The organism is Streptomyces lacaronensis, assembly GCF_047337785.1.
Lineage (GTDB): Bacteria > Actinomycetota > Actinomycetes > Streptomycetales > Streptomycetaceae > Streptomyces > Streptomyces lycopersici.
The window spans coordinates 38,751-62,527 of record NZ_JBLHDK010000002.1; the positions used below are offsets into that span (position 1 = coordinate 38,751).

17 protein-coding genes and 1 pseudogene are annotated in these 23,777 nt (G+C 68.8%); 12 read left to right on the top strand and 6 right to left on the bottom strand.

Annotated elements, in window-relative coordinates; translation table 11 throughout:
* Window positions 1-54 precede the first annotated feature (54 nt).
* The 11 genes and pseudogenes from ACMTAK_RS00775 to ACMTAK_RS00825 all read left to right on the top strand — a co-directional run bounded on the left by ACMTAK_RS00775 (window position 55) and on the right by ACMTAK_RS00825 (window position 12,738).
* On the top strand, window positions 55-1,482 hold the full coding sequence (locus tag ACMTAK_RS00775; protein WP_413804335.1) for a CpaF family protein: 1,428 nt from the start codon (window positions 55-57) through the stop codon (window positions 1,480-1,482).
* Window positions 1,479-2,402, top strand: a complete 924-nt coding sequence (locus tag ACMTAK_RS00780) for a type II secretion system F family protein (RefSeq protein WP_413804336.1) — start codon at window positions 1,479-1,481, stop codon at window positions 2,400-2,402. The genes ACMTAK_RS00775 and ACMTAK_RS00780 overlap by 4 nt, the downstream gene beginning before the upstream one ends.
* Window positions 2,399-3,286, top strand: coding sequence for a type II secretion system F family protein (locus ACMTAK_RS00785; protein ID WP_413804337.1), 888 nt, complete (start codon window positions 2,399-2,401; stop codon window positions 3,284-3,286). The genes ACMTAK_RS00780 and ACMTAK_RS00785 overlap by 4 nt, the downstream gene beginning before the upstream one ends.
* A gap of 52 nt (window positions 3,287-3,338) precedes the next feature.
* Window positions 3,339-3,545: a hypothetical protein gene (locus tag ACMTAK_RS00790; protein WP_413804338.1), complete on the top strand. Its 207-nt coding sequence runs from the start codon at window positions 3,339-3,341 to the stop codon at window positions 3,543-3,545.
* Complete coding sequence (locus ACMTAK_RS00795; RefSeq protein WP_413804339.1) at window positions 3,545-3,973, top strand: TadE family protein; 429 nt, start codon at window positions 3,545-3,547, stop codon at window positions 3,971-3,973. Before ACMTAK_RS00790 ends, ACMTAK_RS00795 begins: the two co-directional genes overlap by 1 nt.
* Window positions 3,974-3,977: 4 nt before the next feature.
* The gene (locus ACMTAK_RS00800) at window positions 3,978-4,430 is read left to right on the top strand and encodes a TadE/TadG family type IV pilus assembly protein (protein ID WP_413804340.1); all 453 of its coding nucleotides are present in this window, start codon (window positions 3,978-3,980) and stop codon (window positions 4,428-4,430) included.
* On the top strand, window positions 4,431-4,907 hold the full coding sequence (locus ACMTAK_RS00805; protein WP_413804341.1) for a Tad domain-containing protein: 477 nt from the start codon (window positions 4,431-4,433) through the stop codon (window positions 4,905-4,907). It abuts the gene before it with no gap.
* Complete coding sequence (locus ACMTAK_RS00810) at window positions 4,907-8,218, top strand: LysM peptidoglycan-binding domain-containing protein (RefSeq protein WP_413804342.1); 3,312 nt, start codon at window positions 4,907-4,909, stop codon at window positions 8,216-8,218. Before ACMTAK_RS00805 ends, ACMTAK_RS00810 begins: the two co-directional genes overlap by 1 nt.
* Window positions 8,219-8,339: 121 nt before the next feature.
* Window positions 8,340-9,542, top strand: a pseudogene (locus tag ACMTAK_RS00815) (DUF2637 domain-containing protein); the annotation flags it as partial.
* Window positions 9,543-10,575: 1,033 nt separating this feature from the next.
* A complete protein-coding gene (locus ACMTAK_RS00820; protein ID WP_413804343.1) occupies window positions 10,576-10,938 on the top strand; it encodes a hypothetical protein in 363 nt (120 codons plus the stop codon).
* 627 nt (window positions 10,939-11,565) lie between these two features.
* The gene (locus ACMTAK_RS00825) at window positions 11,566-12,738 is read left to right on the top strand and encodes a hypothetical protein (protein ID WP_413804344.1); all 1,173 of its coding nucleotides are present in this window, start codon (window positions 11,566-11,568) and stop codon (window positions 12,736-12,738) included.
* A gap of 491 nt (window positions 12,739-13,229) precedes the next feature.
* Here the strand turns inward: ACMTAK_RS00825 and ACMTAK_RS00830 are convergent, their stop codons facing one another.
* Window positions 13,230-15,488: an ATP-binding protein gene (locus ACMTAK_RS00830; protein WP_413804345.1), complete on the bottom strand. Its 2,259-nt coding sequence runs from the start codon at window positions 15,486-15,488 to the stop codon at window positions 13,230-13,232.
* Window positions 15,489-15,885: 397 nt separating this feature from the next.
* On the opposite strand from ACMTAK_RS00830, the gene ACMTAK_RS00835 reads away from it, so the two are divergent.
* Window positions 15,886-18,936 carry an AfsR/SARP family transcriptional regulator gene (locus ACMTAK_RS00835; protein ID WP_413804346.1) on the top strand — a complete coding sequence of 1,017 codons (3,051 nt, stop codon included), beginning with the start codon at window positions 15,886-15,888 and terminating at the stop codon, window positions 18,934-18,936.
* 644 nt (window positions 18,937-19,580) lie between these two features.
* Here the strand turns inward: ACMTAK_RS00835 and ACMTAK_RS00840 are convergent.
* From ACMTAK_RS00840 to ACMTAK_RS00860, 5 genes are all read right to left on the bottom strand, one after another.
* Complete coding sequence (locus ACMTAK_RS00840) at window positions 19,581-20,363, bottom strand: aldo/keto reductase (protein ID WP_413804347.1); 783 nt, start codon at window positions 20,361-20,363, stop codon at window positions 19,581-19,583.
* The gene (locus ACMTAK_RS00845) at window positions 20,360-20,956 is read right to left on the bottom strand and encodes an AAA family ATPase (RefSeq protein WP_413804348.1); all 597 of its coding nucleotides are present in this window, start codon (window positions 20,954-20,956) and stop codon (window positions 20,360-20,362) included. Before ACMTAK_RS00845 ends, ACMTAK_RS00840 begins: the two co-directional genes overlap by 4 nt.
* Window positions 20,953-21,555, bottom strand: coding sequence for a 3'-5' exonuclease (locus tag ACMTAK_RS00850; RefSeq protein WP_413804349.1), 603 nt, complete (start codon window positions 21,553-21,555; stop codon window positions 20,953-20,955). The genes ACMTAK_RS00845 and ACMTAK_RS00850 overlap by 4 nt, the downstream gene beginning before the upstream one ends.
* Window positions 21,552-22,736 carry a radical SAM protein gene (locus ACMTAK_RS00855; RefSeq protein WP_413804350.1) on the bottom strand — a complete coding sequence of 395 codons (1,185 nt, stop codon included), beginning with the start codon at window positions 22,734-22,736 and terminating at the stop codon, window positions 21,552-21,554. Before ACMTAK_RS00855 ends, ACMTAK_RS00850 begins: the two co-directional genes overlap by 4 nt.
* A gap of 26 nt (window positions 22,737-22,762) precedes the next feature.
* On the bottom strand, window positions 22,763-23,777 hold a 1,015-nt coding region (locus ACMTAK_RS00860), incomplete at its 5' end, for a nucleoside-diphosphate kinase (protein ID WP_413804351.1).

The window sequence follows — 23,777 nt, forward strand, 5'->3', positions numbered from 1 at the left end:
TGGAACACGGCCACCGGCGACGGGGACCCGGTGGGCTCCCCCCGGAGCCGGAGTGTGGCCGTGGATGGCGCGGTGCAGCACCAAGTCCTGGGTGAGGCGGTGCCGACGCTGGTGGTGGACCGGCAGGCGGTCGCGGCGGTCAAGGACCGCGTCGCCCGGCAGGTGACCGCGTTCCGCAAAGCCACGCCGTCAGTGAGCGCGGCCAGTGTGGAACAGCGGGCCCGGGGCTGGATCAACGAGGCGGTAGCGGAGTGGTCGGACGCCGCCGCGGCCGAGCGCGGAATCAGCCCCACTCCGGCGGAGGACGCGGCCCTGTCTCGCGCGGTGTTCGATGAGCTGTTCCGGGCGGGCCGTCTCCAGCAGTATCTGGACAACCCGCAGGTGGAGAACGTCTTCATCAATGGGCATGACGAGGTGTGGCTGGACCTGGCCGGGGGGCGCCGGGAGCGGGCCGAGCCGGTTGCCGACTCCGAGGAGGAGCTCCTTCAGCTGCTGCGGCGGCTGGCCAGTGCCGACGACGGGCAGAGTGAGCGCACCTTGACCACGGCCAGTCCGATGCTGGCGCTGCGGCTGGCGGACGGCTCGCGGCTCCAGGCCGTCACGGAGGTGAGCCCGCGGACCTATGTGACCATCCGCCGGCACCGGGTGCAGGACGCGGATCTCGGCGACATGGTGCGCCTGGGCATGGTCAGCCCCGCGCTGGCAGAGTTCCTGTCGGCGTGTGTGAAGGCGGAGAAGAACGTGCTGATCGCCGGCCCCCAGGCGGCCGGGAAGACGTCGCTGATGCGGGCGATGCTCAAGGAGATCGACCCGGACGAGCGGTTCGCGACCATCGAGACCGAGCACGAGCTGTTCGCCCACGCCAACGGCTTCCACCGGCAGGTCGTGGCGATGGAAGCACGGGAGTCCAACGGCGAGCGCGGCCCGGACGGACGGCTGGTCGGTGAGATCACGCTGATGGACCTGATGTACCGGGCGCTGCGGATGTCGCTGTCGCGGATCGTGGTCGGCGAGGTCCGCGGCCCGGAGATCGTGGCGATGCTTCAGGCGATGACCAACGGTCAGGGCGGCAATCTGTGCACCCTGCATGCCGCTCATCCGGGGGTGGTCTTCGACCGGATCGCGGAGCTGTATCTGCTGGCGCAGGGCAACATGTCCGAGCATCTGGCGTACCGGCAGGCCGCCAACGGCCTGGATTTCATCGTGTTCGTGCGGATGCTGGACGAGAGCAAGATCGGCGGGCAGCGGCACCGGTTCGTCTCCCATGTCCTGGAGGTCACCGGGACCGGTGAGTTCGGCCGCCCGGCCACCAACGCGATCTTCACCCCCGGTGAGGAATTCGGCGAAGTCCGCGCGGTCCCGCGGATGCACCCCTCCTGCATCGGCGACCTGCGCCGCGTGGGCTTCGGCGATCACCTGCTGAACCAGGGGTATGACAGCTGGGCCGGGCAGCCGCTGGCCCTGAAGGTGGCGACGCCATGAGCACACTGATCATGGTGATGTGCGGGATGGCCGTCGTCGGCGGCCTGGTGGCCCTGATCGCCGGGCTGGTCGGCACCACCGAACCGGAGCGTTTGGGCCTGGTGGCCCGGTGGCGGGCCAGGACGTCGGGCCAGCCGGACCCGGCGGAAGCGCGGATGCGGCACCAGGCCCTGCTGGGGGCCTCGATCGTGCTCGGCCTGGCGGTGTGGCTGGTGACCGGGGTCTTCATGGCCGGGGTCCTGACGGGGCTCGCCATCGTCGGGGTGCCCTGGCTGCTGTCCCCCACCAAGTCCTCCCAGGCCCGCATCGCCCAGCTGGAGGCGCTGAGCCATTGGGCACGGCAGCTGGCGGACGGTCTGCGGGTCGGCCGCGGGCTGCAACAGGCCCTGATCGCCAGTCGGCGGGGTGCCCCGGCCGTGCTGGAGGAGCCAGTCGCGGCGCTCGCGGACCGGCTCCAGCTCGGCTGGAGCCCCGAGGACGCGCTGCGGGAATTCGCCGACGAACTGGGCGACATCACGGCCGACAAGCTGGTGGCCGCGCTCATTCTGTCGATCTCCGACCGCGGTCCGGGGCTGGCGCAGTCGCTGGAGGACCTGGCCGAGACCGTCCGTGAGGAAGTCGGGAAGCGGCGCAAGAGCGAGGCGGACCGGGCCAAGCCACGGCAGACGGTGCGCTGGATGACCTTCATCACCCTCGGCCTGATCGGCATGGGCTTCCTGGTGACCAGCTACACCGCCCCGTACGGCACGCTGCTCGGCGAGCTGGTCCTGGCCGCGGTGACCGCCGCGTTCATCGCCGTGCTGACGTGGATGCGGTCGCTTGCCGAGTACCGCCCCATTCCCCGCATCCTCGTCCCCGATCCGCGCAGCCGTGTCCGCAGCATGCCCGAACCGGCCGCCACCGCACGGGAGGTGTCATGAGCCCCATGACGTTGGCTGTCGTGGCCGGATGCACCGTGGGCGCGGGACTTGCCGTGCTGGTGCGGGAGCTCCTGCGCCCGCAGCCGTCGCTGGCCGCAGCCCTGCACCGCACGCCCTCGGGAGGTGCCGGGCCGGGCGAGATGCCGGTGGACCGGGACGAGGTGTGGGGGCGCTGGCTGGTCGACCGCCTCGGCGGCCTGCCCGGGGTGCGGATCCCGGCCAAGAACCTCAGCCTGCTGAGGCAGACCCCCGAGAAGTTTGTGCTGACCAAGGTCGCCCTGGCCGCTCTGGGGCTGCTGACACCCGCGGTGGCCACGGCTCCGTGGCTCCTGCTGGGCATCGGCGTGCCGTTCTATGTGCCGGCCGTGGCCGGTCTGGCGCTCGGCGCTCTGCTGTGGATCGTGCCGGACCTGTCGGTGCGCGACCAGGCCAAGCGGGCCCGGGAAGAGTTCGCCCACGCGCTCACCGCCTACCTGGACCTGGTAGCGCTCAAGCGCTCCGGTGGCTCCGGCCCGACCGAGGCCATGGAACGCGCGGCCGCCGTAGGGCAAGGGTGGCCCTTCCAGCTCCTGCAACAGGCCCTGCTGCGCGCACGGGTCGACCGGATCCCCCCATGGGAGGCCCTGGAGGGCCTCCACCAGGAACTCGATCTGCCCGTGCTGGACGACATCGCCGAGATCATGCGCCGCTCGGCCCATGACGGGGCCGCCGTCTACGCCTCCTTGCGGGCCCGCGCCCAGAGTCTGCGCACCGAACTCCTCGAGGCACAGGCGGCCGAGGCCAACGCCGACAGCGAGAAAATGACCGCCCCCGGTGCTCTGCTGGCGGTGCTGGTCATGCTGCTGATCGCCTTCCCGGCTGTCATCCGCATCCTCGCGTCCTGACCACCTATGCACGACCGACCACGCACATCACCAAAGAGGGGAAAGCCTGTTCATGCGTTACCTCGTCGCGAAGACCGTCGTCGCCCTGTCCGCCGCCTGGGGCAGGGGGCTTGAGGAGGCCAGGCGCCGCCCGGACCGGGGGGACATCAGCATCACCACGGTCATCATCTGGGTGGCCGCCGTCGGCGGCGCCATCGCGATCGCCGGAACCATCGCCGCCGTGGTGGCGAAGTACAACGGGAAACTCTCGGGCATCTGATGGCGGCCCGCATCTCGAGCGTGTGGCAGAAGTGGAGAGGCCGCCTGTCCGGCGATCGGGGCGACGCCTCGGTGCAGATGGCCATCGTCTTCCCGTTCGTCATCGTGCTCACGATCGCGGTCGTGCAGGCGAGCATGTGGTACTACGCCCGCCAGATCGCTCTGGCCGCCGCACGGGACGGCGTCGCGGCCGGCCGCACCTACCGGGCCGGCCCCAGCGATGCGGCGGACCGCGCCCGCCAGGTGCTGGACCGCACCGCCGGAGACAGCCTCCGCGGCGCCACGGTGGCGACCGTCGGGAGCACCGGGGAGCGGATCCGTGTCCAGGTCCACGGGACGGCTCCGTCGCTGCTGCCGCTCATACCCGACCTGCCGGTGACCCAGTCTGCGTCCGGGCCGGTGGAACGCTTCACCACACCGGGAGGCTGAGAGGATGCCGCGTCTGCACAGGGTATGTGAGCGGCTCGGCGAGGACCGGGGCAGCGAGGCGGTCCAGGCCGCCATCATCACCCCGCTGCTGATCATATTCGTGTGTCTGGCGATCGCCGGAGGCCGCCTGGCCATGTCGGGTTCCAAAATCGACGCCGCGGCCGAGGACGCCGCTCGCGAAGCCTCCCTCACGCGGTCGGCCGCCACCGCACAGCACGCGGCCACCGCGGCGGCCGAGGAATCTCTGGCCGATCAGGGGATCGCCTGCGCGAGCACCAGCGTGTCCGTGAACACCAGCGGTCTCAACGCGCCGCTGGGCCAAGCCGGTTCCGTCACCGTGACCGTGCGGTGCGCCGTCGATCTCACCGACCTGCTGCTGCCCGCTCCCGGCTCCCGCACGCTGTCTTCGACCTTCACCTCGGTCGTCGACCAGTACCGGCAACGCGAAGGAACGTAGATGCCCCTGGATTCGACTGTGGCCGCTGTGGCCGCATTCTTCCGCGCCCGCCGCCCGGCAGGCGACCGGGGCGGTGTCGCCGTCTACCTGGCCATCTGCGTCCTGCCGCTGCTGGCCATCATCGGCATCGCCGTCGACGGCGGCGGCAAGGCGAGAGCGGTCGAGCGCGCCGACGCCCTGGCCACCGAGGCGGCCCGGGCCGGCGGGCAGGCGATCGACCCCTCCCAGGCCATCCCCGGCCGCGCCATCGTCGCCGACCCGCAGGCCGCCCAGGCCGCGGCCCGCTCCTACCTGCGCGCCACCGGCACCCACGGCCGCGTCACCGTCTCCCCCGACGGCACCACCCTGACCGTGACCACCCACACCACCTATGCCACCAAGTTCCTGGCCGTGGCCGGGGTCAGCTCCCTCGAGGTGACCGGCCACGGGCAGGCCACCCTCCTCTACGGCGTCGACGTACCCGAGGAAGGCCCGTGATGCCCACTCCCCCACCACCGACGACGCCTCGCCGAGCGGTCCTGCGCGCCCTGGCCAGCCTCCTCGTCCTGGCCGCGGCCGTCGCCGGGCTTCCCGTCCTGCTGGCGCAGGTCACCACCGCCCTGTGGGACAGCGGACACGACGACCTGGCCCACCTGCTGGACCGCCAGGACACCGGCGGCGCTTTCCTCCTGGCTCTGGTCGCCATCGCCTGGATCGCCTGGGCCCACTTCGCATGGTGTGTGCTCGCCGAGATCCCCGCTCAGCTCCGTGGCCGCCCCTCCCGAAGTGCCCGCCGCCTGAACATCAGCCGTCACGCCGCCGCCACCCTGATCAGCAGCATCCTCGTCCTGCTGCCCACCAGCACCGCGCTGGCCACCCCCTCCACCGCGGTCGCAGCCCCTACCGCTGAGCCCGCCCCCGGCCCGACGACGGCGGCGGCCGATCACCACCAGGCCCCGGCCCCCACGGCGGACCGCAACAACGAGCAGCGCACCTACACCGTGCGCGACGCGCGTCCGGCCGAGAGCCTGTGGAGCATCGCGGAGACCGAGCTCGGCGACGGCGAACGGTGGCGGCAGATCGCCGCCCTCAACCAGGGCCGCACCATGGCCGACGGCACGCGCTTCGACGCTGACGCCTTCCTCCAGCCCGGCTGGACGCTCCTGCTCCCGGACACCGGCAGCGCTGACGACCCGGCCGGCTCCCAGCACGCCCCGTCCCGCTCGGTGACCATCGCGCCCGGCGACACGCTCTCCGCGATCGCGGAGACCGCCCTCGGAGACCCGGCGCGCTACGACGAGATCTTCGAACTGAACAAGAACCACCCCGGGCCGGACGGCCGCGCCCTCACCGACCCGGACCAGATCTACCCCGGACAACGCCTCGCCCTGCCCCCGCACGACAGCGACCGTGGCACGCGACCGGACGATCCGCAGCGCCCCTCCAAAGGCCACTCCGACGGCAAGGACAGCACCGAGCCGTCTGGTTCCCCCGCCAAGCCGGACCACCCGACCCGCAGCCCTAAGGCCACTCCCCGCCCGCAGACCCCGCCGCAGCACCATGGCCGCACAGGCAGCGGCAAGGAGTCGGCGCGACCGGCCAGCCCGGCGCCGACCGCCCCACAGCAGCAGCCCGACACACCGCACCAGCCCGCACCCGAGCCGTCCGAGTCCTCCGATGGCATCCCGATGCGCGCCATCGCCGGTATCGGTGCACTGCTGGCCGCCGTCCTGGTCGGCGGCATCGGCATCCTGCGCCTGATCCAGCAGCGCCGCCGCAAGCCGGGCCAGACCATCGCCATGCCGGACGACTCCAGCCGCCTGGAGCAGGCCCTGACCGCCAGCGCCACCCCCGCCAGCGCGGAACTGCTCGACACCGCGCTGCGCACACTGGCCCACCACGCCGCCCAGGCCGACGCCGCACTTCCCACCGTGCGCGGCGCGCGCGTCACCGCGCGGACCGTCGAGCTCCTCCCGGATGAACCGGGCGAGGCCATGCGGCCGTTCACCGCCGGGGCCGGCGGCTGGTGGAGCCTGGAAGAGCAGACCGATCTGCTGGATGCGGACCAGGCCCGCAAGGTCCCGGCGCCCTATCCGGGGCTGGCGACCCTCGGCACCGGGGACGACGGCAGCCTGTACCTGGCCAACCTCCCCCAGCTGGGTACGGTTCTGGTCGACGGGGACCAGGCCCAGGTGGACGCGGTGTGCACGGCGCTCGCACTGGAGACGGGGATGAGCCCGTGGGCGGACCAGGCCGACATCCTCCTGATCGGCCTCGGCCGGGAACTCCCCCGCCTACTGCCCTCCAGCCGGGTCCGGCACCTCCCCCACGCCGCCGCGGCCATCCGCGACCTGGGCGAGCGGCTGCTGGAGGCCCACCAGGACCCTGAACTCGGCGCTCAGCTGCCGTGGATGCTGATCTGCGCCGCCCGCATCAACCAGGACGAGGCATGGCAGCTGGCCGACGCCCTGGACAAGGCCCGTAGTCTGAAGGTCGCAGCCGTCCTTCCGGCGAGCGGCATCGGCCCGCTCTTCCCCGACGCCATAGCCCTCGACGCGCGCTCGGACGGGGCCCAGGAGGTGGAGGTCCTCGGCGCGCGGCTGCGGCTGCAGTCCGTCTCCGGCGACGCCTACGAGCAGTTGCTGGCCACCCTGTCGGTCGCCGAAGAACCGGCGCGCCCCGCGACCGGGGTGTGGAAGAAGGTGCCGCCCGAGCCGACCGAGCCGGCCGCGTCCGGCTCGCTCCCCTCGCCCGGGGAAGGCCCGGCCCTTAAGGAAGAGGCCGGTGCCGGGGAGGAGCAGTCACCGGACGCGCCGTTCCCCGCTCTGATCGGAGCCGCCAGCGACCCGGCCGGACTGCGGCTCCTCTCCCCCGCCGTCCCCGTCCAGGATCCTCCAGAGGAACAAGACGGCGACGACACCCCGGACACGGCCGCCACGAGTTCTGGCGCCCCGGACGCCCCGGCTCCCCAAGAACCTGAGAGCTCGGCCGGCACGGGCTCCGCCGAGGACTCCCGCGGGGACGATGAGCCGGAGACACCAGCAGCGCGTGATCTGCACGCGCCGGAGATCCGGGTCCTGGGCCCGCTCGACGTGACCGGCGTCGGCGCGTCCGGGCACGGCCCCAAACTCACCGAGCTCGCCGTACTGCTCTACTTCCGGCCCCACCGGGACGCCACCGGGATCTGCGAGGCCATGGACCCGATGGCCCCGTGGTCCTCCAGCACCCTCAACGCACGCATGTACGGGCTGCGCAACAAACTCGGCACCGACCCCGACGGCAACCCCTATGTGCCCCGTCGAACCAGAGGGTCTGACGGCTACACCCTCTCCCCCGCCGTGCGCTGCGACTGGACACGCTTCCAGCAGCTCGCCGAACGCGGCCTGGCCGCAGAGTCCTCCGCCTCCGCCGTGCGCTGCCTGGAGCAGTCCCTCGGCCTGGTCCGCGGCCGGCCCTTCGGCGGCCGGGACCTGCCCTGGGCCGCACCGCTACAGCAGGAAATGATCAGCCGCATCGTCGACGTCGCCCACACCCTGGCCACCTACCGCTCCGACCCCGCCGGCGGCCAGTTCGACCTCGACGCCGCCCGCCGCGCCATCGCCGTCGGCATCGACGTCGAACCCACCGCAGAACTCCTCTACCGCGACTGGATGCGCATCGAGCACGCCGCGGGCAACCGAGGTGGACTCCACACCGCCATCACCTCACTCCAGCAGGCCAACCGCGCCCTCGACCTCGACCTCGAACCGGAGACCGAACACCTGATCAGCCTCCTGCTCACCAACACCCCCTCCACGGAGGCGATGTAGCAAGGCCACACGAAAGACCCGGAGGCGGCGGGTTCCATCACCCGGACAGATCCAGCTCTGCCGCTCTCCCCTTACCGATACCGCCCTCGAGGGACAGGGCCGATGAAGAAAGGGCGCAAGGGTGACCGCAAGGAAGAACACGACGCTCAGCCGGGGCCACCGTGTTCTGGCCGGGGTGGTCGTCACCGGGGCGGTGGTGATCGCCGGAATCGGCTTCGCCGGTTCCTACGCCGCGGTGCGCGATCTCGCCCTCGACAAGGGCTTCGGCACGTTCGCCAGCCTCTTCCCGATCGGCATCGACGCCGGAATCGTGGCCCTGCTCGCGCTGGACCTGCTGCTCACCTGGATCCGCATCCCCTTCCCGCTGCTGCGCCAGACCGCCTGGCTGCTGACCGCGGCCACCATCGCCTTCAACGGCGCGGTCGCCTGGCCGGACCCGGTCGGCGTCGGCATGCACGCCGTGATCCCGATCCTGTTCGTCGTCTCCGTCGAGGCCGCCCGCCACGCGGTCGGCCGGATCGCCGACATCACCGCCGACCGGCACATGGAGTCGGTCCGCATCACCCGCTGGCTGCTCGCACCGGTGCCCACCTTCCGGCTGTGGCGCCGGATGAAACTGTGGGAACTGCGCAGCTACGAAGAAGTCATCAGACGGGAGCAAGACCGGCTCATCTACCAGGCCCGGCTGCGAGCCCACTACGGGCGGTCCTGGCGCCGCAAGGCACCCGTGGAATCCCTGATGCCGCTGCGACTGGCACGCTACGGGGTACCACTGACCGACACCGCACCGGCGGGGCTCGCGGCGGCCGGGCTGGAGCCATCCCTGATGCCAGCAGCCGCGCTCTACCCGGGCGCGAAGGACACGGCGGACGAGACGGGGCCCAAAAACGCCTCCCTGGAGGCCCAGCCGGGCCCGTACGGCGCGCCGGGGGCCGCGGCGGACCCGGGCCCGCAGCAGCACCCCCAGCAGCCCCAGACGCAGCAGCCCCCGCAGCCCCAACTGACCGTGCCGGTCAGGCCCGGCGGCCGGGTGCGGCCGCTCGGCGGTGAGGGCGTGGGGAACCATCAGGGCGTCTACGTACCGGAGCAGCGCGAGCCCGAGCGGTACGCGTACGAGGAGCCGCAGCCGGAGCAGCGGCTGAACCAGCTGCCGGACGACGTGCCGCGCGAGGAGGTCTACTACGCGACCTTCCGCCAGTTCCTCGCCGACCACAGCAAGTACCCCTCCGCATACCAGTTCGGGCAGCGGCTGCGGGAGACCTACGGCGTGACCGACCTCAGCAACAGCGAGCTGGCCGGTTACGTCGAGGACTTCAAACAACGCCAGCCAGTCGGTGCCAACCGCTCTCGGAGCGACTGGCACGGCATGAACGGCCATGACCACCGCATGGCCATACCGGAACAGCGCGGGGAACCACGCACCGGCTATGAGGAGAAGCCGGGCCGGGCGGACCCGGAGTTATCGCAGCCTCGCCGGCAAGATCCGGCAACCGACGCGCTGCCTGCCGGGCATCACACGAGCGGCGACGCCTCCGCTCCTCAGATCGAGACGGATACTGAGCCGCCTGCGCCACCTCTGGAGGAGCAGGGGACCGATGTGGCTCCCGGCCAGCCGCTGAAGACGCTCGAACCCGAACAGAAAGCCAGCGAACAACCTCCCATTGTGGAGACTGTGGCGGACCGCTACTACGCCGCCTGGCGCGCCTACCGCGAAAAGCACGGTGCACCGCCCAACGGAGACCAGCTCGCCCAGTGGCTCTATGACGGTGGAGTGACCGGCAGGAACGGCAAAGCCATCAGCCCCAGCACCCTGCGCCGCTACATCGCTTCATACCCCTGCTACGAGACCTGGGCCGAACACGCCGACAGCCACGGCCACGAGCCGACCGCAGAAGAACTGAAGAAACTACTCGCCGACCGCGGCATCAAGCGCAACAACGGCGGCCTGCCATGGGAACTCACCGATCTGGAGCACCTCCTCCCCGACTTCCAAAAACGGCGCCGGCTGCGCTCCTCCGGCTGACCGGTGCCGTCATGCAGCTCCCTCACGCATCAGGCCAGGTGCGAGATACAGAAGATCAATCCAGCACGGAATCCTCCGCGCACACCCCATTCCACCCGGAGGTGCTGTGACCGACCAGACAGGGCGAGATGATGCCCAGCATCCAGGGAAGGCTCATCAGGCTCCCACTCCCGCCGGTCCTTGGCGTGGCGCTGACCAGCACAAGCGACACCAAACTGACACAGACCCGATGCAGCCTGACCGGTACCCGGCGAACGTGCGCGCACTACGCATCAACCCCGACGCCACCTCCTTACGCCTCGCCCTCCCAACAGATCAGGCCACGCAACACCACATGATCCGCAGCCTGATCGGAGGCACCACGGACCGGGCCGTCTACCACCGGCAAGCACTCCTGCACGTCCACGGCAACGGAGCCGGGAGGCGGCTACCGGTGAACCCAGCAGCCTGGGCACTCGCCTGTGCCTGGCGTGGGCTGAACCTGCCCTACCTCCTCTACGGCCCAGTCCTCGTCACCGGACCCGACACCGGCGGCGCTGTCGAGACACTCAACGACAGGCTGCTCGCCCAGGCCGAGGAAGTCACCCGCATCGTGCAGGAACTACGCGGCCAGTGGTCCACCCGACCCCCAATGTCCGAACCCGCCGCCCGCGAGGAACTGCTCGCGAACGCTCGACAAGCGACACACTGCACATGAACACCCCACCGGACGCCGAAGAAGCCGCAGCGGGCCAGCTACGCAATGGACTCCTCGTTCACCAACGCCTCCACAGCACGCTTCCAGAGGTCGGGGGAACGGACACCAGCGCGGCGGGGAGATTCCGTTCTCCCGTATGCGCATCTCGAAGAGAGCAACAAAAACCTGGACGAACTCGCGCTAGGGTCGCCGTACGCCATGTGATCAACCCGACAACGGCATGTGAGATGCGAGCGCCAACAAGCCGCTCAGCGGCATGCCATATCGGCGGCAAGGTTTCCGCAAGGCCTATGCAAGCAATCTGGCGGACAGGTGCGGGAACTCCCCTCGAGAGGTAGTCGACGCTCAGGGGGATGTCGTGTTTGCAATGCGCAGGCGTTCAAGGTCTGCATCGGACGGCCGAAGCCAGTGGATATCCACGCGGGGGCGCGGGGGCGCGTTGGTTCTCCTGTCCGCGGTGGCGCGTGTGCACCGCCTGGTTGACGCCCCGTCCCCTGTATTCGGGGACATTACGTCCACTCATGGTGTGGGCGGTGGTCTGTGATGTCAGGGGCTTTATGGCTGAATGGTCCTGTTGGCTTAGGCGCGCACAGCCGAGTGCTTCGTACGGGGTGCCGAACCGTTCTGGTGGTCGTGCCGTTTATGGTTGCCGGTATTCGGCTGATGGACGTTCTCGCGCTGTTGGGAGCGGATCACCGTGTTTGTGTGATGTTCACCGTCGCACCCGTGTCGAATGGCGCGGTGTGCCATGGCGCGGAAGAGTTCGTGCGGGCGCAGGGGGGCTTTCTTCTGCCGTGGCAGCAGGCCGTTCAGTGTGAGTTCGATCTGGTGCTGGCTGCCAGTGAGGTCGCAGTGGAGCAGTTGCACGGGAAGGTGATGCTGCTGCCGCATGGAGCTGGTGTGATGCCGTCCCGGCTGCGTGCACGAAGTGCCGGTTTGCAGGCGCTTCCGACGCACGGTCTGGATCGCGGAACACTGATGCATCGTGGACGGCTGCTGCCGACCGCGCTGTCACTCACTCATGACGATGAGCTCGCGGTGCTGCGTGAGTCGTGCCCTGAGGCGCTACCGGTGGCGGTGGTGACGGGTGATGTGTGTTTCGATCGGTTGGTAGCAAGTGTGCCGCTGCGTGAGCACTATCGGCAGGCCTTGGACGTGCGTGCGGGCCAGAGGCTGGTGGTGGTGACATCGACTTGGCAGCCGGAGTCTGCCTGGGGAAGTCATCCGGATCTGCTGGACCGGCTGCTGGTCGAGTTGCCGCCGGAGAAGTATCGGGTGGCGGCGGTCTTGCATCCCAACATCTGGGGGGTTCACGGAGCCTGGCAGGTGCGGGCGTGGTTGGTGGACTGTCTGCGTGCGGGTTTGTTGTTGTTACCGCCGCAGGAGGGGTGGCGGGCCGCGTTGGTTGCCGCTGATGTGGTCATCGGGGATCACGGGTCGGTGACCAGTTACGGTGCGGCGATCGGTGCTCCGGTAGTGCTGGCGCCTCCGGTGCAGGAGTGTTTTCTACGCCTGGGCAGTCTGGCGGAGATGGTGGGTCGCGAAGCTGTTCGGCTGCGGCTGGACAGGCCTCTTTCAGGACAGCTGCGTGCGGCCATGCACAGGCGCTCTCGGATCCAGCAGAGGTACGTAGCCGGGATGATCACCTCCCGACCGGGGCAGGCCGCACAGATCCTGAGGCGCACCATGTACCGCTTGCTGGATCTGCCCGAGCCGGACCGGACGCTCACCGTCGCTCCGGTGCCTCTGCCCACTCCCATCGGCAGCGATGAGCGCATCGACCTTGCGGAGGGGGCATGAATGACATGAAGTGCCAACACGCGCTCATCGCTCATCTGATGGTCCACTGTGACGCCAGGGGCTTGGGGGTCAGCTGCTGTCGGCAGCACAGCCGGGGTGACGCGGGTGTCGGAGTGTGGGTCTGGAGCGCGGGCATGAAGTCGCGGCATGAGTGCCTGTGTATGGTCGCTGACCGGTTTCTGGTGGTCGCTGAAGGAGCTGCGCCACGGTGGAGGCAGATTGCCGATGTGGTGACCGGCTTTCCCCGGGCGACGGCCAGTTGCGCTGTCGCGGTGGCCGAGGCCCGGTTAGCCGACGCTCCCGGATGCGCTCTTGTCACGGTGCCGGCGCACGGATCCGGGACGGTGTTCCGCACGCGCGCGGAACGGGTTCTCGTACACCACGAGCCCGAGCGCGTGCCAATGTGCGGGGTGTGCGTTCATCCTTGGCTGACTGCCGGGTACCGGCTAGCTCAGCTCGTCCGACCTCTCCGGTTGGCGGTCCGGACTCCGTCACGGGGGTGAGTGGCCAAAGCCGTCGTCGAGCTGTGCTTGGACCCTGTTGAGCGCGTCGTTGATGCGGTCCAGATTCGGCACACCGGCCTCCAGGTAGAAAGCCCGTGATTGTCGGAGACGGTCACGGGCGGTCACCAGGTCCTGCAGTTCTTCGGCGGCTTCACCCCACACCATCAGGGCTTGAGCCCGGTACTGGCTGGAGCCGGATTCGGCGAGAGTTGACCAGGCTTCCTGTGCCATCGAAACCGCTTCCCTAGGGCGGCCGGCGCGGGTGAGTGCGTCCGCGAGCCAGACTGTGGTCATTGCTTTGACAAGGTTGTCAGGCAGCGAGGCAGCCAGGTTGCGGCCCTGGGTGAGTTGGTCAATCGCTTCCTCGATCCTTCCTGCGGCACATAGGGCTTGGCCGAGCCTGCGCCGGCCGAGGGCTTCTGACCGCACCCGGCCAGCCCTGTAGTCGAGTGCGATCGCTTGTTGCTGCGCCTCGATGGCCTCATCGAAGCGCCCCTGGGAACGGTATGCCATCCCTACCAGCCCGAGGGCTTCTGCTTGAGCAAGTTCGTGTCCTGCTTCGCGCGCCGCCGTGAGCGAGGCGAAGCCCTGCTGGAGAGCCTCTTCGGCCCGGCTGAGGTTGTGGAAGGCGAAACCCAGGTGATGGTGCATGCGGGACCGGGCGGCGGGGTCGGCGCAGCGGGTCGTGGCCTCGATGCCGAGTTGATAGGCGGCCATCCAGTCCGGGAAGTGCTTGCGGTGGAGAAACATTGACCACATGGCCTCGGCCAGCTGCCATACCAGGGTGTCGCACCCGTGCTCGTAGCCGGCTCGCATCACCGCCATCAGGTTCGGCAGTTCTCTCTCCAGCGCCTCGAGCGCCTCGCGGCGCGTTGCAAAGGCGGACGGCCTGTCCTGGAGCGGATGGGCGGGACGCAAGTGCCAGTCCAGTGGCGTCACGAGCCGGTCGGCGGCTGTGGTGAAGGAGACGTAGAACTCCAGGAGCCGATGGATGACCTCGCTACGGTCGCTGCTGCTGTCCTCAACCTCGGCGCGCTGCCGGGCGTGGAGGCGGATCAGGTCGTGAAAGCGGTACCGGTCGTCTTCGCCAGTCTCCAAGATGCTCGCATCGACGAGGCTTTCCATCAATGCGGCGGTGTCGTCGACCGGCAGGTGCACTGCTGCGGCGGCCGCTTCGAGGGAGATGTCCGGACCCGGGTGAAGGCCCAGCAGTCTGTAGACGCGGGCCGCGTTGGGGGGCAGCCCGTCGTAGGAGAGGTCGAAGACGCTCATGACCGTTGCTTCCTCCACCGACAGCGCCTTCAGCCTGCGCTGTTCGTCCGACAGCTCCCGTACGACTCGGGCGATGGGCCATTCAGGGCGCATCACCAGGCGGGCGCCTGCGATGGATAACGCGATGGGCAGTCCTGCGCATAAGCACACCAGGCCCGCTGCCGCGTCCGCTTCTGCTGCGACCCGTTGTTCCCCGATGGTTCGCTTCAGCAGTTCTCTGCCTGCTTTCCCGCGCATGGGGGCCAGGGGGAGATAGGTGGCGCCGTCCATGGTCAGGCCGCCCAGGCGCCACCGGCTGGTCACCACCACCGTGCTCAGCGGTGCGGAAGGCAGCAACGCTCTCACCTGGGCGGCGGAGACAGCGTTGTCCATCAGGATGGCGATGCGCCGGCCAGCGGTGGTGGAGCGGAACAGACCGGCAGCCTCGTCGGCTTCGGCCGGTATCTGCTGCCCTGGGATGCCCATAGCTCGCAGGAATCCCCCCAAGATCGAGCCGGTCAGCACCGGTTCCCCAAAGGAGTCTGCTGCCAGGTCAGCGTACAGCTGGCCGTCGGGATACTGGTCCGCCACCTCGTGCAGCCAGCGCAACGCCAGCGCGGTCTTCCCCACCCCGCCCGGGCCGCAGATTACCGCCAGTGCCGGTGCTCCCGTCTTCTGCCGGGATCCGGCGATGCCGTGCAAGGCGCTCAGTTCCTTACGGCGGTTGGTGAAATGTGCGGGGACCGAGCGCAGTTGCCGGGGCACCACTTGCGCGGGCTGGGAGGCGGGATGGCCGGTGTGGTGGAAGTGCACGCCTCCGTGGATCGCGCCTGCCTGGAGGGTCGGACCGTGCAGGTGGGCGGATCCGCCGATGCTGTTGTGCGTCTCCTCCGTCGGTGATAAGTGATGTTGTCGCAGCCAGATCTCCAAATCGGCTTGCCACGTGGGGTCGGTGGCCGCGTACCGAGCCAGGGAGCTCGACAGTTGCAGGAGCATGGGGAGGGGGTCTTCGGCACGGGAGGCTTCCTCCCACTGCCGGACAAGCGTCCCGCGAGGATCGGACCTTGCACTCACGAGGGTACGCAGGGCTCGTCCCGCTGGTGAACTGTGCAGAGGCCTGCTAGAAATCATGGCCGATAACAGCTCCGTGGCGAACTCTGTTTCCCTCACGCGTCTCCCCCTCGACCTGGCCTACCCATCATGCCGGTCAGGCTGCACGCAGCGGAGTTCACATACAGCCACTCCCCGGTCACTGCTTTCCCTGCGAGTGAAGCCCCGCTCAGCCGTTCACCATCAGGGCAATTTCGGACCTCCCGTTATCCAGTCATGGCCATGACCATCACTCCGTGTCATTCTCACATGGGAGAAGTGCCCTATCAGCGGGAGGTCGCTGGTGGACCTTCGCATACAGCTGCTGGGCGCAGTCGGATTGCGAGCAGGAGAAGATCACAGCCCGGCCGGAACGCCCAAGGAGGGACTGACTCTTGCCGCACTGGCATGGGACGCCGATAGGGCAGTAAGCATGGACACGCTCGTCCACCGGGTCTGGGACGAGCATCCCCCGGCCAAACCGCGTGAAGCCCTGTATGCGCACATCTCCCGCATCCGCAAGGCGCTGTCCGCGCTCGCCGGTCCGCATGCTCCCGCCGTGATCAGTCGCACGCACACCTACAGGCTTCAGGTGGACCCGGACACCGTGGACCTGCGCCGCTATCTCACCCTGCTCGACCAGGGCCGCTGGCTGGCCGACAGCGGCAGCAATCGTGAAGCGCTGGACGCATTACAGGAAGCCGTTCGATTATGGGGCGGGGAGCCTCTGGCCGGCTTGCCCGGCGCCTGGGCCGCTCACCTGCGCAGCCTCGTCGAAGAAAGGAATCTGGCCACCGCGCTGCTACGCGCCGACATCGCGCTGAGGCTCGAACACTACGCTGAAGCTGTCGTCGGCCTGCAACCCCTTGCTGAGCGAAACCCGACAGACGAAGCCCTCATCGGGCGGCTTGCCCTCGCGCTCCACGGAAGCGGCCGAACCGATGCCGCGGCACGCTTACTGCAACGCACACGGCTTCACCTGCTGCGGGAGTCAGGCACCGACCCAAGCGAGGAGTTCGTGCACATCCACCGCGGCGTCCTGGCCCGCACACCAGTCACCGCATTGCTGCCCCGCACAACCACTTCCCACGGCAGCACCCTCGCGCCCGCCCCCGACACCCTTCCTCCCGACGTGCCCTGGGTAGGGCGGCAGGCTGAAATGGACCAGCTGATCGGCGCATTGACCAACACGACAGGGACGAGCACGGGGCCGGTGACCGCAGCCGCAGTCACCGGAATGCCCGGCTCCGGAAAGACCGCTCTGGCTATTCATGCCGCACATCAGATGCGCGATCATTTCCCCGACGGACAACTGTTCGTAGACTTGCGCGGCCACGCTCCCTTCCAGCCTCCCCTGACTTCCGCCGAAGCGCTCGAAAAACTCCTACGTCTCCTCAGCGCGCCTTCAGCCACGCTCCCCCAAGACCTCCCCGGACTGGTCGCGCTGTGGCGCACCACAGCCCGCAGCCGCCGCTTCATAGCCCTTCTGGACGATGCCGCCGACGCCGAGCAGATCACCCCCATACTGCCCGGTGACTCTGCCGCCGCAATCATCGTCACCAGCCGCCAGCAGCTGACAAGTCTCCCTGGTGCCCGCCATGTCGCACTGGGCGCGCTGACCCGCGCGGATTCCGTCGCACTGCTCCAACGCATACTGGGGGAAGAGCGAGTCCCCAGTACGGCGGAAGCAGCCACGCTGGCCCGACTGTGCGGAGACCTCCCCCTCGCTCTGGCCATTACCACCAGACGCCTACTCGCCCGTCCTTCCTGGAGCATTTCCGACTTCGTGGGGCGCTTCAGCCTCGCGAGTGGACGGCTGCCTGAACTCCGAGACAGTCATTACGCGATGGCACAAGCGTTCGACATCTCCTACCGTACGCTCCCCCCTGCACAGCAAATGGTTTTCCGCCGCATCGGTCTACACATTGGCACCGAGTTCAGCCCCGAAGCCACCGCGGCGCTTACCAACCTCTCACTCGGAGAGACGGAGCGCGCCTTAGAGGATTTCCTCTCCGCCAATTTGATCTCGGAGCCCGCTCCGCATCGTTACCGGCTCCATGACCTCCTGCGCGAATATGCCTCCACCCTGGCCGGGGGCGATGCGCAGGCCGACAACCAGCACGCTCTCCAGCGCCTCCTCGACCACTATCTGCACAGCGCCGACCAGGCAGACCGCCGCGCCTACCCTCACCGCCTGCGCATCCCCCTGCCCGATCCCCCTACCGCACCAGCACGGCATGCGGCCGACCCTCACCAGTGGTTCACCACCGAGGGGCCGAACCTCCTGGCCGCCTTGGAGTACACCCGCACCCACGGCTCATCGCACCAACTCGCCCTGCTGGCCCACACGCTGGCCGGCTTTCTGGGCAGCGAGGGCTATCTGCGTACAGCAGTTCCAATCCTGAGAGCAACGGTTGCCCACTGGCAGAACACCAGCGATCAACAGGCGCACGGCCGGGCCTTGATCGACCTCAGCGGTATCTGTGCCAACGCCGGCAGCTACCAAGAGGCGATCCACAGCGCCCAAAAAGCCCTGGAGCTGGCCCGGAAAGCGCACGACGAAGACCTCGAAGCCGAAGCCCTCCACCAGCTATCCATCTCCTTCTGGCACACCGCCCGGCACACGGAAGCGTTTCACCAACAGCAGCGCGCTCTGCACATCCGGTTACAAAAGACCGACCGGCTTCAGCAGGGCAGGAGCTTCAATCTTCTGGGCATGCTCAGTCTCCGCCTCGAGCGGCACAAGGACGCACTCAAATTCTTCCTCGAAGGCCTGGCCCGATTCCGTGATGTCGACGATCGGCGAGGTCAATTCATCGCGCTCAACAACCTCGCTGAGCTATACAAGGAAGCTGGCCGTCTGGACAACGCCATCAGCGCCTACCGTCAATCGATCAAGATCGCACAAAGCCTGGGCAGCACAAGCCAGCACGCCATGCTCCAGATGAACCTGGCGGACACCCTGCGCGCACACGGCAAGCCGCACGAAGCCCTTGAGTTATACAACAGTGCCCTGCCCGTGCTTTGCAGCATCGGCGACCGCCGCAGTGAGGCCATCGCCCGCAACGGCCTCGGGCGCGCCCTCCACGCCACCGGCCACAGCGAGCAAGCCCTCCCCCACCACACCGCCGCACTCACCATAGCCCGCACGATTCACGCAGCCCTCGAGGAATGCCAGGCCCTCCGGGCACTAGGCGAAGCCGAACACTCCACCGGACGACTCACCCAGGCCCGCGCCCACCTGACAGCCAGCCTCGCTCTCAGCCAGCAACTCAACGCCCCGTCCGAAGAGACCGAAACCCTCGCGGCACTGGCCAGCACACGACAAAGGCACAGCCTCTCCGACGGAACGTAAGCGCCCCGCACGGGGTGTCAGCCGTCACCGCCGCCCGAACATGCTGGCCAGGATACCTGTGAGGCAAAAAAGGGCAGTTGATGCACAACCTATCGTGTGATTTGCGGGAGACCCTCATTCCATGATCAACTAGGTGGGCCAAGTGCAGCCACAGGCTGCCGCATCCAGCCTGTGGCATATCCATCCATGGATCCGAGGAGAGGTGCACGTGCCACCGACCGGCTTTCGTCGAGCGACCCTGATGATCATCCTTGCGGCCCTTGTATGCATCCCATACATCGTCGCCTTGGGCCCCTCGACTTCGGCCACCGCCTAACCCCGGCGTGCCGGACGCCCCATCTCCGGCACGCCCTCAAGCGCTGCATCTGAACCCAGTCAACGGACCCACCGAAGGACAGGTATACCGCTCGGCGCTCCCAGGAGGACATTTGAGGCGGCCTGCTCCGGTGCCTGCCCGCTGTGAGCAGGGCCGCACGGCACGAGCAGGTCATCGCGCAGCCTGGCGACGAGTAAGTGGCTGGTCTCGACGGGCACGAGCAAAGACGCTCTTACCAGCGGTGGCCGCCAGTTCTCGTGGGGAGCTACCTTCCGCATGTGCCACTGGCGGTCAGCCGGATTCGCGGTGGCCGGCGTGGGTGTTCGCGTCATAACTGCCCGCCCGTCACGACGGTGACGAGTTGGCGGAGGTGTTCCGGAGAGCTGGTGCCGGGGATGGGTGCGACGTGGTTCCCGAGGCGAAGCAGCCAGTTGAGACCTTCGTCGATATGCCTCTGCCGTGCGAGAGTGCCAGCGTCGAGGGGCCGGTACGGCACATAAGGGATGGAGAGGTCGCGGCAGAGTTCGAGTGCGGTGTCGTGCCGGTCCCCGCTCATGTTGAGGACGTTCTGCACGGCGGCGACGGTGATGTCATTGGTGACTGTGCGGATCTGCTCGGGTGTGACCTTCGACAGGCCGATGTGCCCGATCTTGCCCTCGTCTTTCAGGGCTTGGAGTGTGCCGATCTGGTCCGGGAGGGGCACGTCGGGGTCGATGCGGTGGAGGTAGCAGAGTTCGAGCCGGTCCATGCCCAGTCGCCGTAGGCTCGCCTCGACGCATGCGCGCAGGTAGACGGGGTGGCCATGCGGGACCCAGGTGTCCGGGGCGGGACGGGCCAGGCCCACTTTGGTCGCGATCAGTACGCGCTCGGGGTACGGGTGTAAGGCATCGCGGATGAGGTGTTCGACGGTGTGGGGACCGTAGGCGTCTGCGGTGTCGATGTGGGTGATGCCGTAGGTGTGGACGGCTTGGCGGAGCACGGTGAGCGCGGTGGCGCGATCGGCTGGGTCGCCCCAGATGCCGGGGCCGGTCAGGCGCATCGTGCCGAAGCCGAGCCGGGAGACGGTCTTCCCGGCGATGGTGATGGTGCCTGCGGGCAGCGTGATGGTCATATCGCGGCCTCCTGGAGGCAGAGCTGAAGGGCGCGTTCGATGGCGCGGGTCTGACTTTCGTGGTCGCTGGTGACGCGCTGGTGCGGGTTCCCGTCGTCTGCCAAAAGGCCGTGGACGTGGCGGTCGACCAGGAGGCGGTAGCGGTGGTCGTAGTCGTGGCTCTGGTCGACGGGTGCGTCCGGGTCCAGCACGGTCGCCAGGAGGAGGTCGTACTTCGGTGCCTGCGTCGAGGCAAGGAGCCGCAGGCGTTCCCTCTCCAGCCGGTGAGCGTGCTCGCTGCGGTGCTCAAGGGCCGCGTGGTAGTACGCGAGGGCGTCGAAGGAGGCGCGGTCGACAAGGACGACGGCGGCGCCTTGTGCTGCGGCGGCGATGTCGTCGGCGATGCCCTGCGTGATGATCCACTCGGTGGAGGCAGCGGTGTGGTGCTGCATTTTCGGCAGGCCGATGGCCGCGGCGCGTTTGGCGAGTCGGCCGGTGCGGGCCACCGTGAGCCCGTGGCCGCGCAATTCCATCTGGATCCGCTTGAGCAGGGTCGTCTTGCCGGTGGAGTGGGTGCCGAGCACGCCGATGCGGATGGGTGGTTGGTGGGTCACCACAGAGTGGGGTCCTTTTCTGGTTCCGGGGCGCCTGGCAGGCCGGGCGGCACGGCCGCGGCGACGAGCTGGTCCCAGCTGTCGTAGTGGCGGGCCATGCTGATGAGGAGCTGTGCCGTGGCGTAGGCGTCGTAGGTGGCACGGTGTCGCTGGGCGGGAGCGGCCGTGAGGTCCGGCGCGGTGTGTTTGATCAGGGCGTCAAGGCTGTAGCCGGGCAGCTCCTTGTACGTGGCCTTGGCCAGGCGGAGTGTGTCGAGCACTCCGGCCGGTTCCCAGTTCGGCAGGTGCGCCTTGAGCACTCGGTAGTCCGTGTGTGCGTTGTGGGCGCAGATCCATGCCTTGCCCAGGAGCCCGTGGACCTGCTCGGCGATCTCCCTCCACGTAGGGGATTGCGCCAGAAGTCCGTTGGTCAGCCGGTGGATGCTGGCGGCGCGGGGGGTGACGGGCCGGGGTGGGCGGATGAGCCACGCTCCGGCTGTGCTGGTGTCCGGCTCGCCGTCGCGCACGGGTAGGGCGGCCACCTCGACCAGGTCGGGCGGGTTGGCACCGTTGCCTTCGACGTCCACGACGAACAGGGCGGGCCAGGTGGCGAAGTTCATGGTGCGGGTGTTCCGTTCTCCGCCGGCCAGCCGATGGGGGCACGGCCGTGCTGGCGGTAGTGGTGAGGCTTCTCGCGGTCGTGGCACTGGTAGCCGTAGCCGTGCTGGAGGTAGTAGCGCGGCGGCTCGTCCAGACCCTCGACGATGATGGCCCGGTCAGTGATCTCAACGGGCCCCGTCGCGCCAAGGGCTCGGGCGCTTTCAGTGACATCCGTGAAGTCAGGCTTGCGCCAGGCCGAGTCGCACAACGCGACCTGCTTCTGCGGGCAGATATCGCATAGTTCCCAGATGCCGTAGTGGCCGTTGTAGTCGGCCTCTCCATGGGCGTAGGCCACGCCACAGCTCGTCTTACGGAACAGCGCACCCCAGGGGGCGGAGACGTCGGCGGGGGTGCGGAAGGCATCGAGCACCCGCCGCTCGGCCGCCTCGGGGAGGATCTTGCGCCGGGCGGTGTCCTCGTACGGCACGGGCAGCCCGTGCGCCTGGTAGTAGGCGGCGATCTCCTGGCGGTAAAACAGGCCGGTGAAGACAGTGGCGTGCGCGTGCCGGGACAGCTCGCGCGCCCGCTCCAGATGGGCGTCGGAGTCGTTGAGACCGGGGACGATCGGCCGCCAGTACAGGACGGCGCGGTACCGTTCGGCGTGCTCGTAGAGGGTGCGCAGGCTCTCGGCGGCGATCTGAGAGTCCATCGGCTCGATGGCCTCGTGGTCGATGCCCGAATGGGTGACCAGCACGGTCAGGCGCAGGTTCTCGAAGCTGTTGAGGACCGCGCAGTCCTCCGCGCCAACGCGCCAGCGGGTGATGACCAGGACATGGTTGGTCAGGCCCCGATCGTCCAGGTGCCGCAGCACGGTGAACAGGTGCGGCTTGACGGCCGGCAGCATGGGGTCGGTCGCTCGGTTCAGGAGCTGGAGAGGCGTGGTGTGCGGCCGGAAGTACGGATGCTCCACGAGCGCGGTGACCGCCGCCTCGTCGCTCATCAGTCGGCGGGGGACCTTCATCTCGAAGTTGTCGAAGGTGTGCCGGATGCAGTATCCGCAGTCCAGCGGGCAGCCGATGATCCAGTTCAGCGAGAGCCCGGACTTGCGGTACTCGATCACGTCCGCCAGGGCGGGCTTCAGCCCCCCGATCTTTTCCGCGGGGAGGATCGGTAAGGGGCGCTGCTGGTACGGCTCGCTCATGATGCCTCCAGTTCGAGGGAATGGCGTCAGGTGTCGACAGACCTGTGCTGGCGCGGGGGGCTCAGTGAGGAAAGCAGGGCGCGGCGATGGGCGCCGTACCAGGTGCCGAAGTCGCGGCGCGCGGCGTCCGGGTCGTCACTGGTGTGCACGAGGTTGCGGACCAGGCGCCGCTCGGCGAGCGCGACGCTCAGACTGTCCTCCCCGAGGTCACCGCGAATGGTGCCGGGCGCGGCCCGAGTGGGGTCGAAGTGCCCCAAGAGCTGACGAAGGCGGTGGTGCACGCCCGGCTCTCCGTGGGCCAGTGCCACCGTGACGAGGCGGTTGGCGTACTCCGCGTCCAGGCAGGCGGGGATGTCGCGGCCCGGGAACCAGTCGGCGTCCACCAGCAGGTCCCAGTAGTGGACGTGCGCCTGCCACGCCTGGACGGTCAGGTCAAGCCGACCCGACACCGCGACCTGGGCTGCGCCGATCCGGTCCAGGACGGCGTCCACCAGGCCGCGCTCGACCGCGTCGGGCTTGCACAGGATGACCGAGCACCGCTCGAAGTCGGGATCGGCGGGGCGGTGGCCGTCCCTGTACCAGGTGGCGAAGTCGCGGCGCGCGGCGCACGGATCGTCACTGGTATGCACTAGGTTGCGGACCAGGCGCCGCTCGGCGAGCGCCGCGGCCAGACTGTCGTTTCCGAGGTCGCCGCGGATCGTCCCGGCCACGGCCATCGCGGGGTCGGTGCGCCCGACGAGTTGCCGCAGCCGGGCGTGGATACCGGGCTCACCGTGGGCGAGTGCCACGGACACCAGGCGGTGGGCGAACGCCTCGTCGAGGTAGGTCGGCAGATCACGGGGGGCACGCTCGGCGTCTGCGAGCAGATCGCGGTACACGACGTGGGCCTGCCATGGCTGCGCCACAAGGTCCATGAGGTCCGTGGCGGTGACGCCAGAGGCGCGGATCATGTCGAGCACGCGCGGGACCAGGCCGCGTTCTACGCAGTCCGGCTTGCACAGGATGACCGCCCAGCAGTCGAAGTCGATGCCGTCGACCACC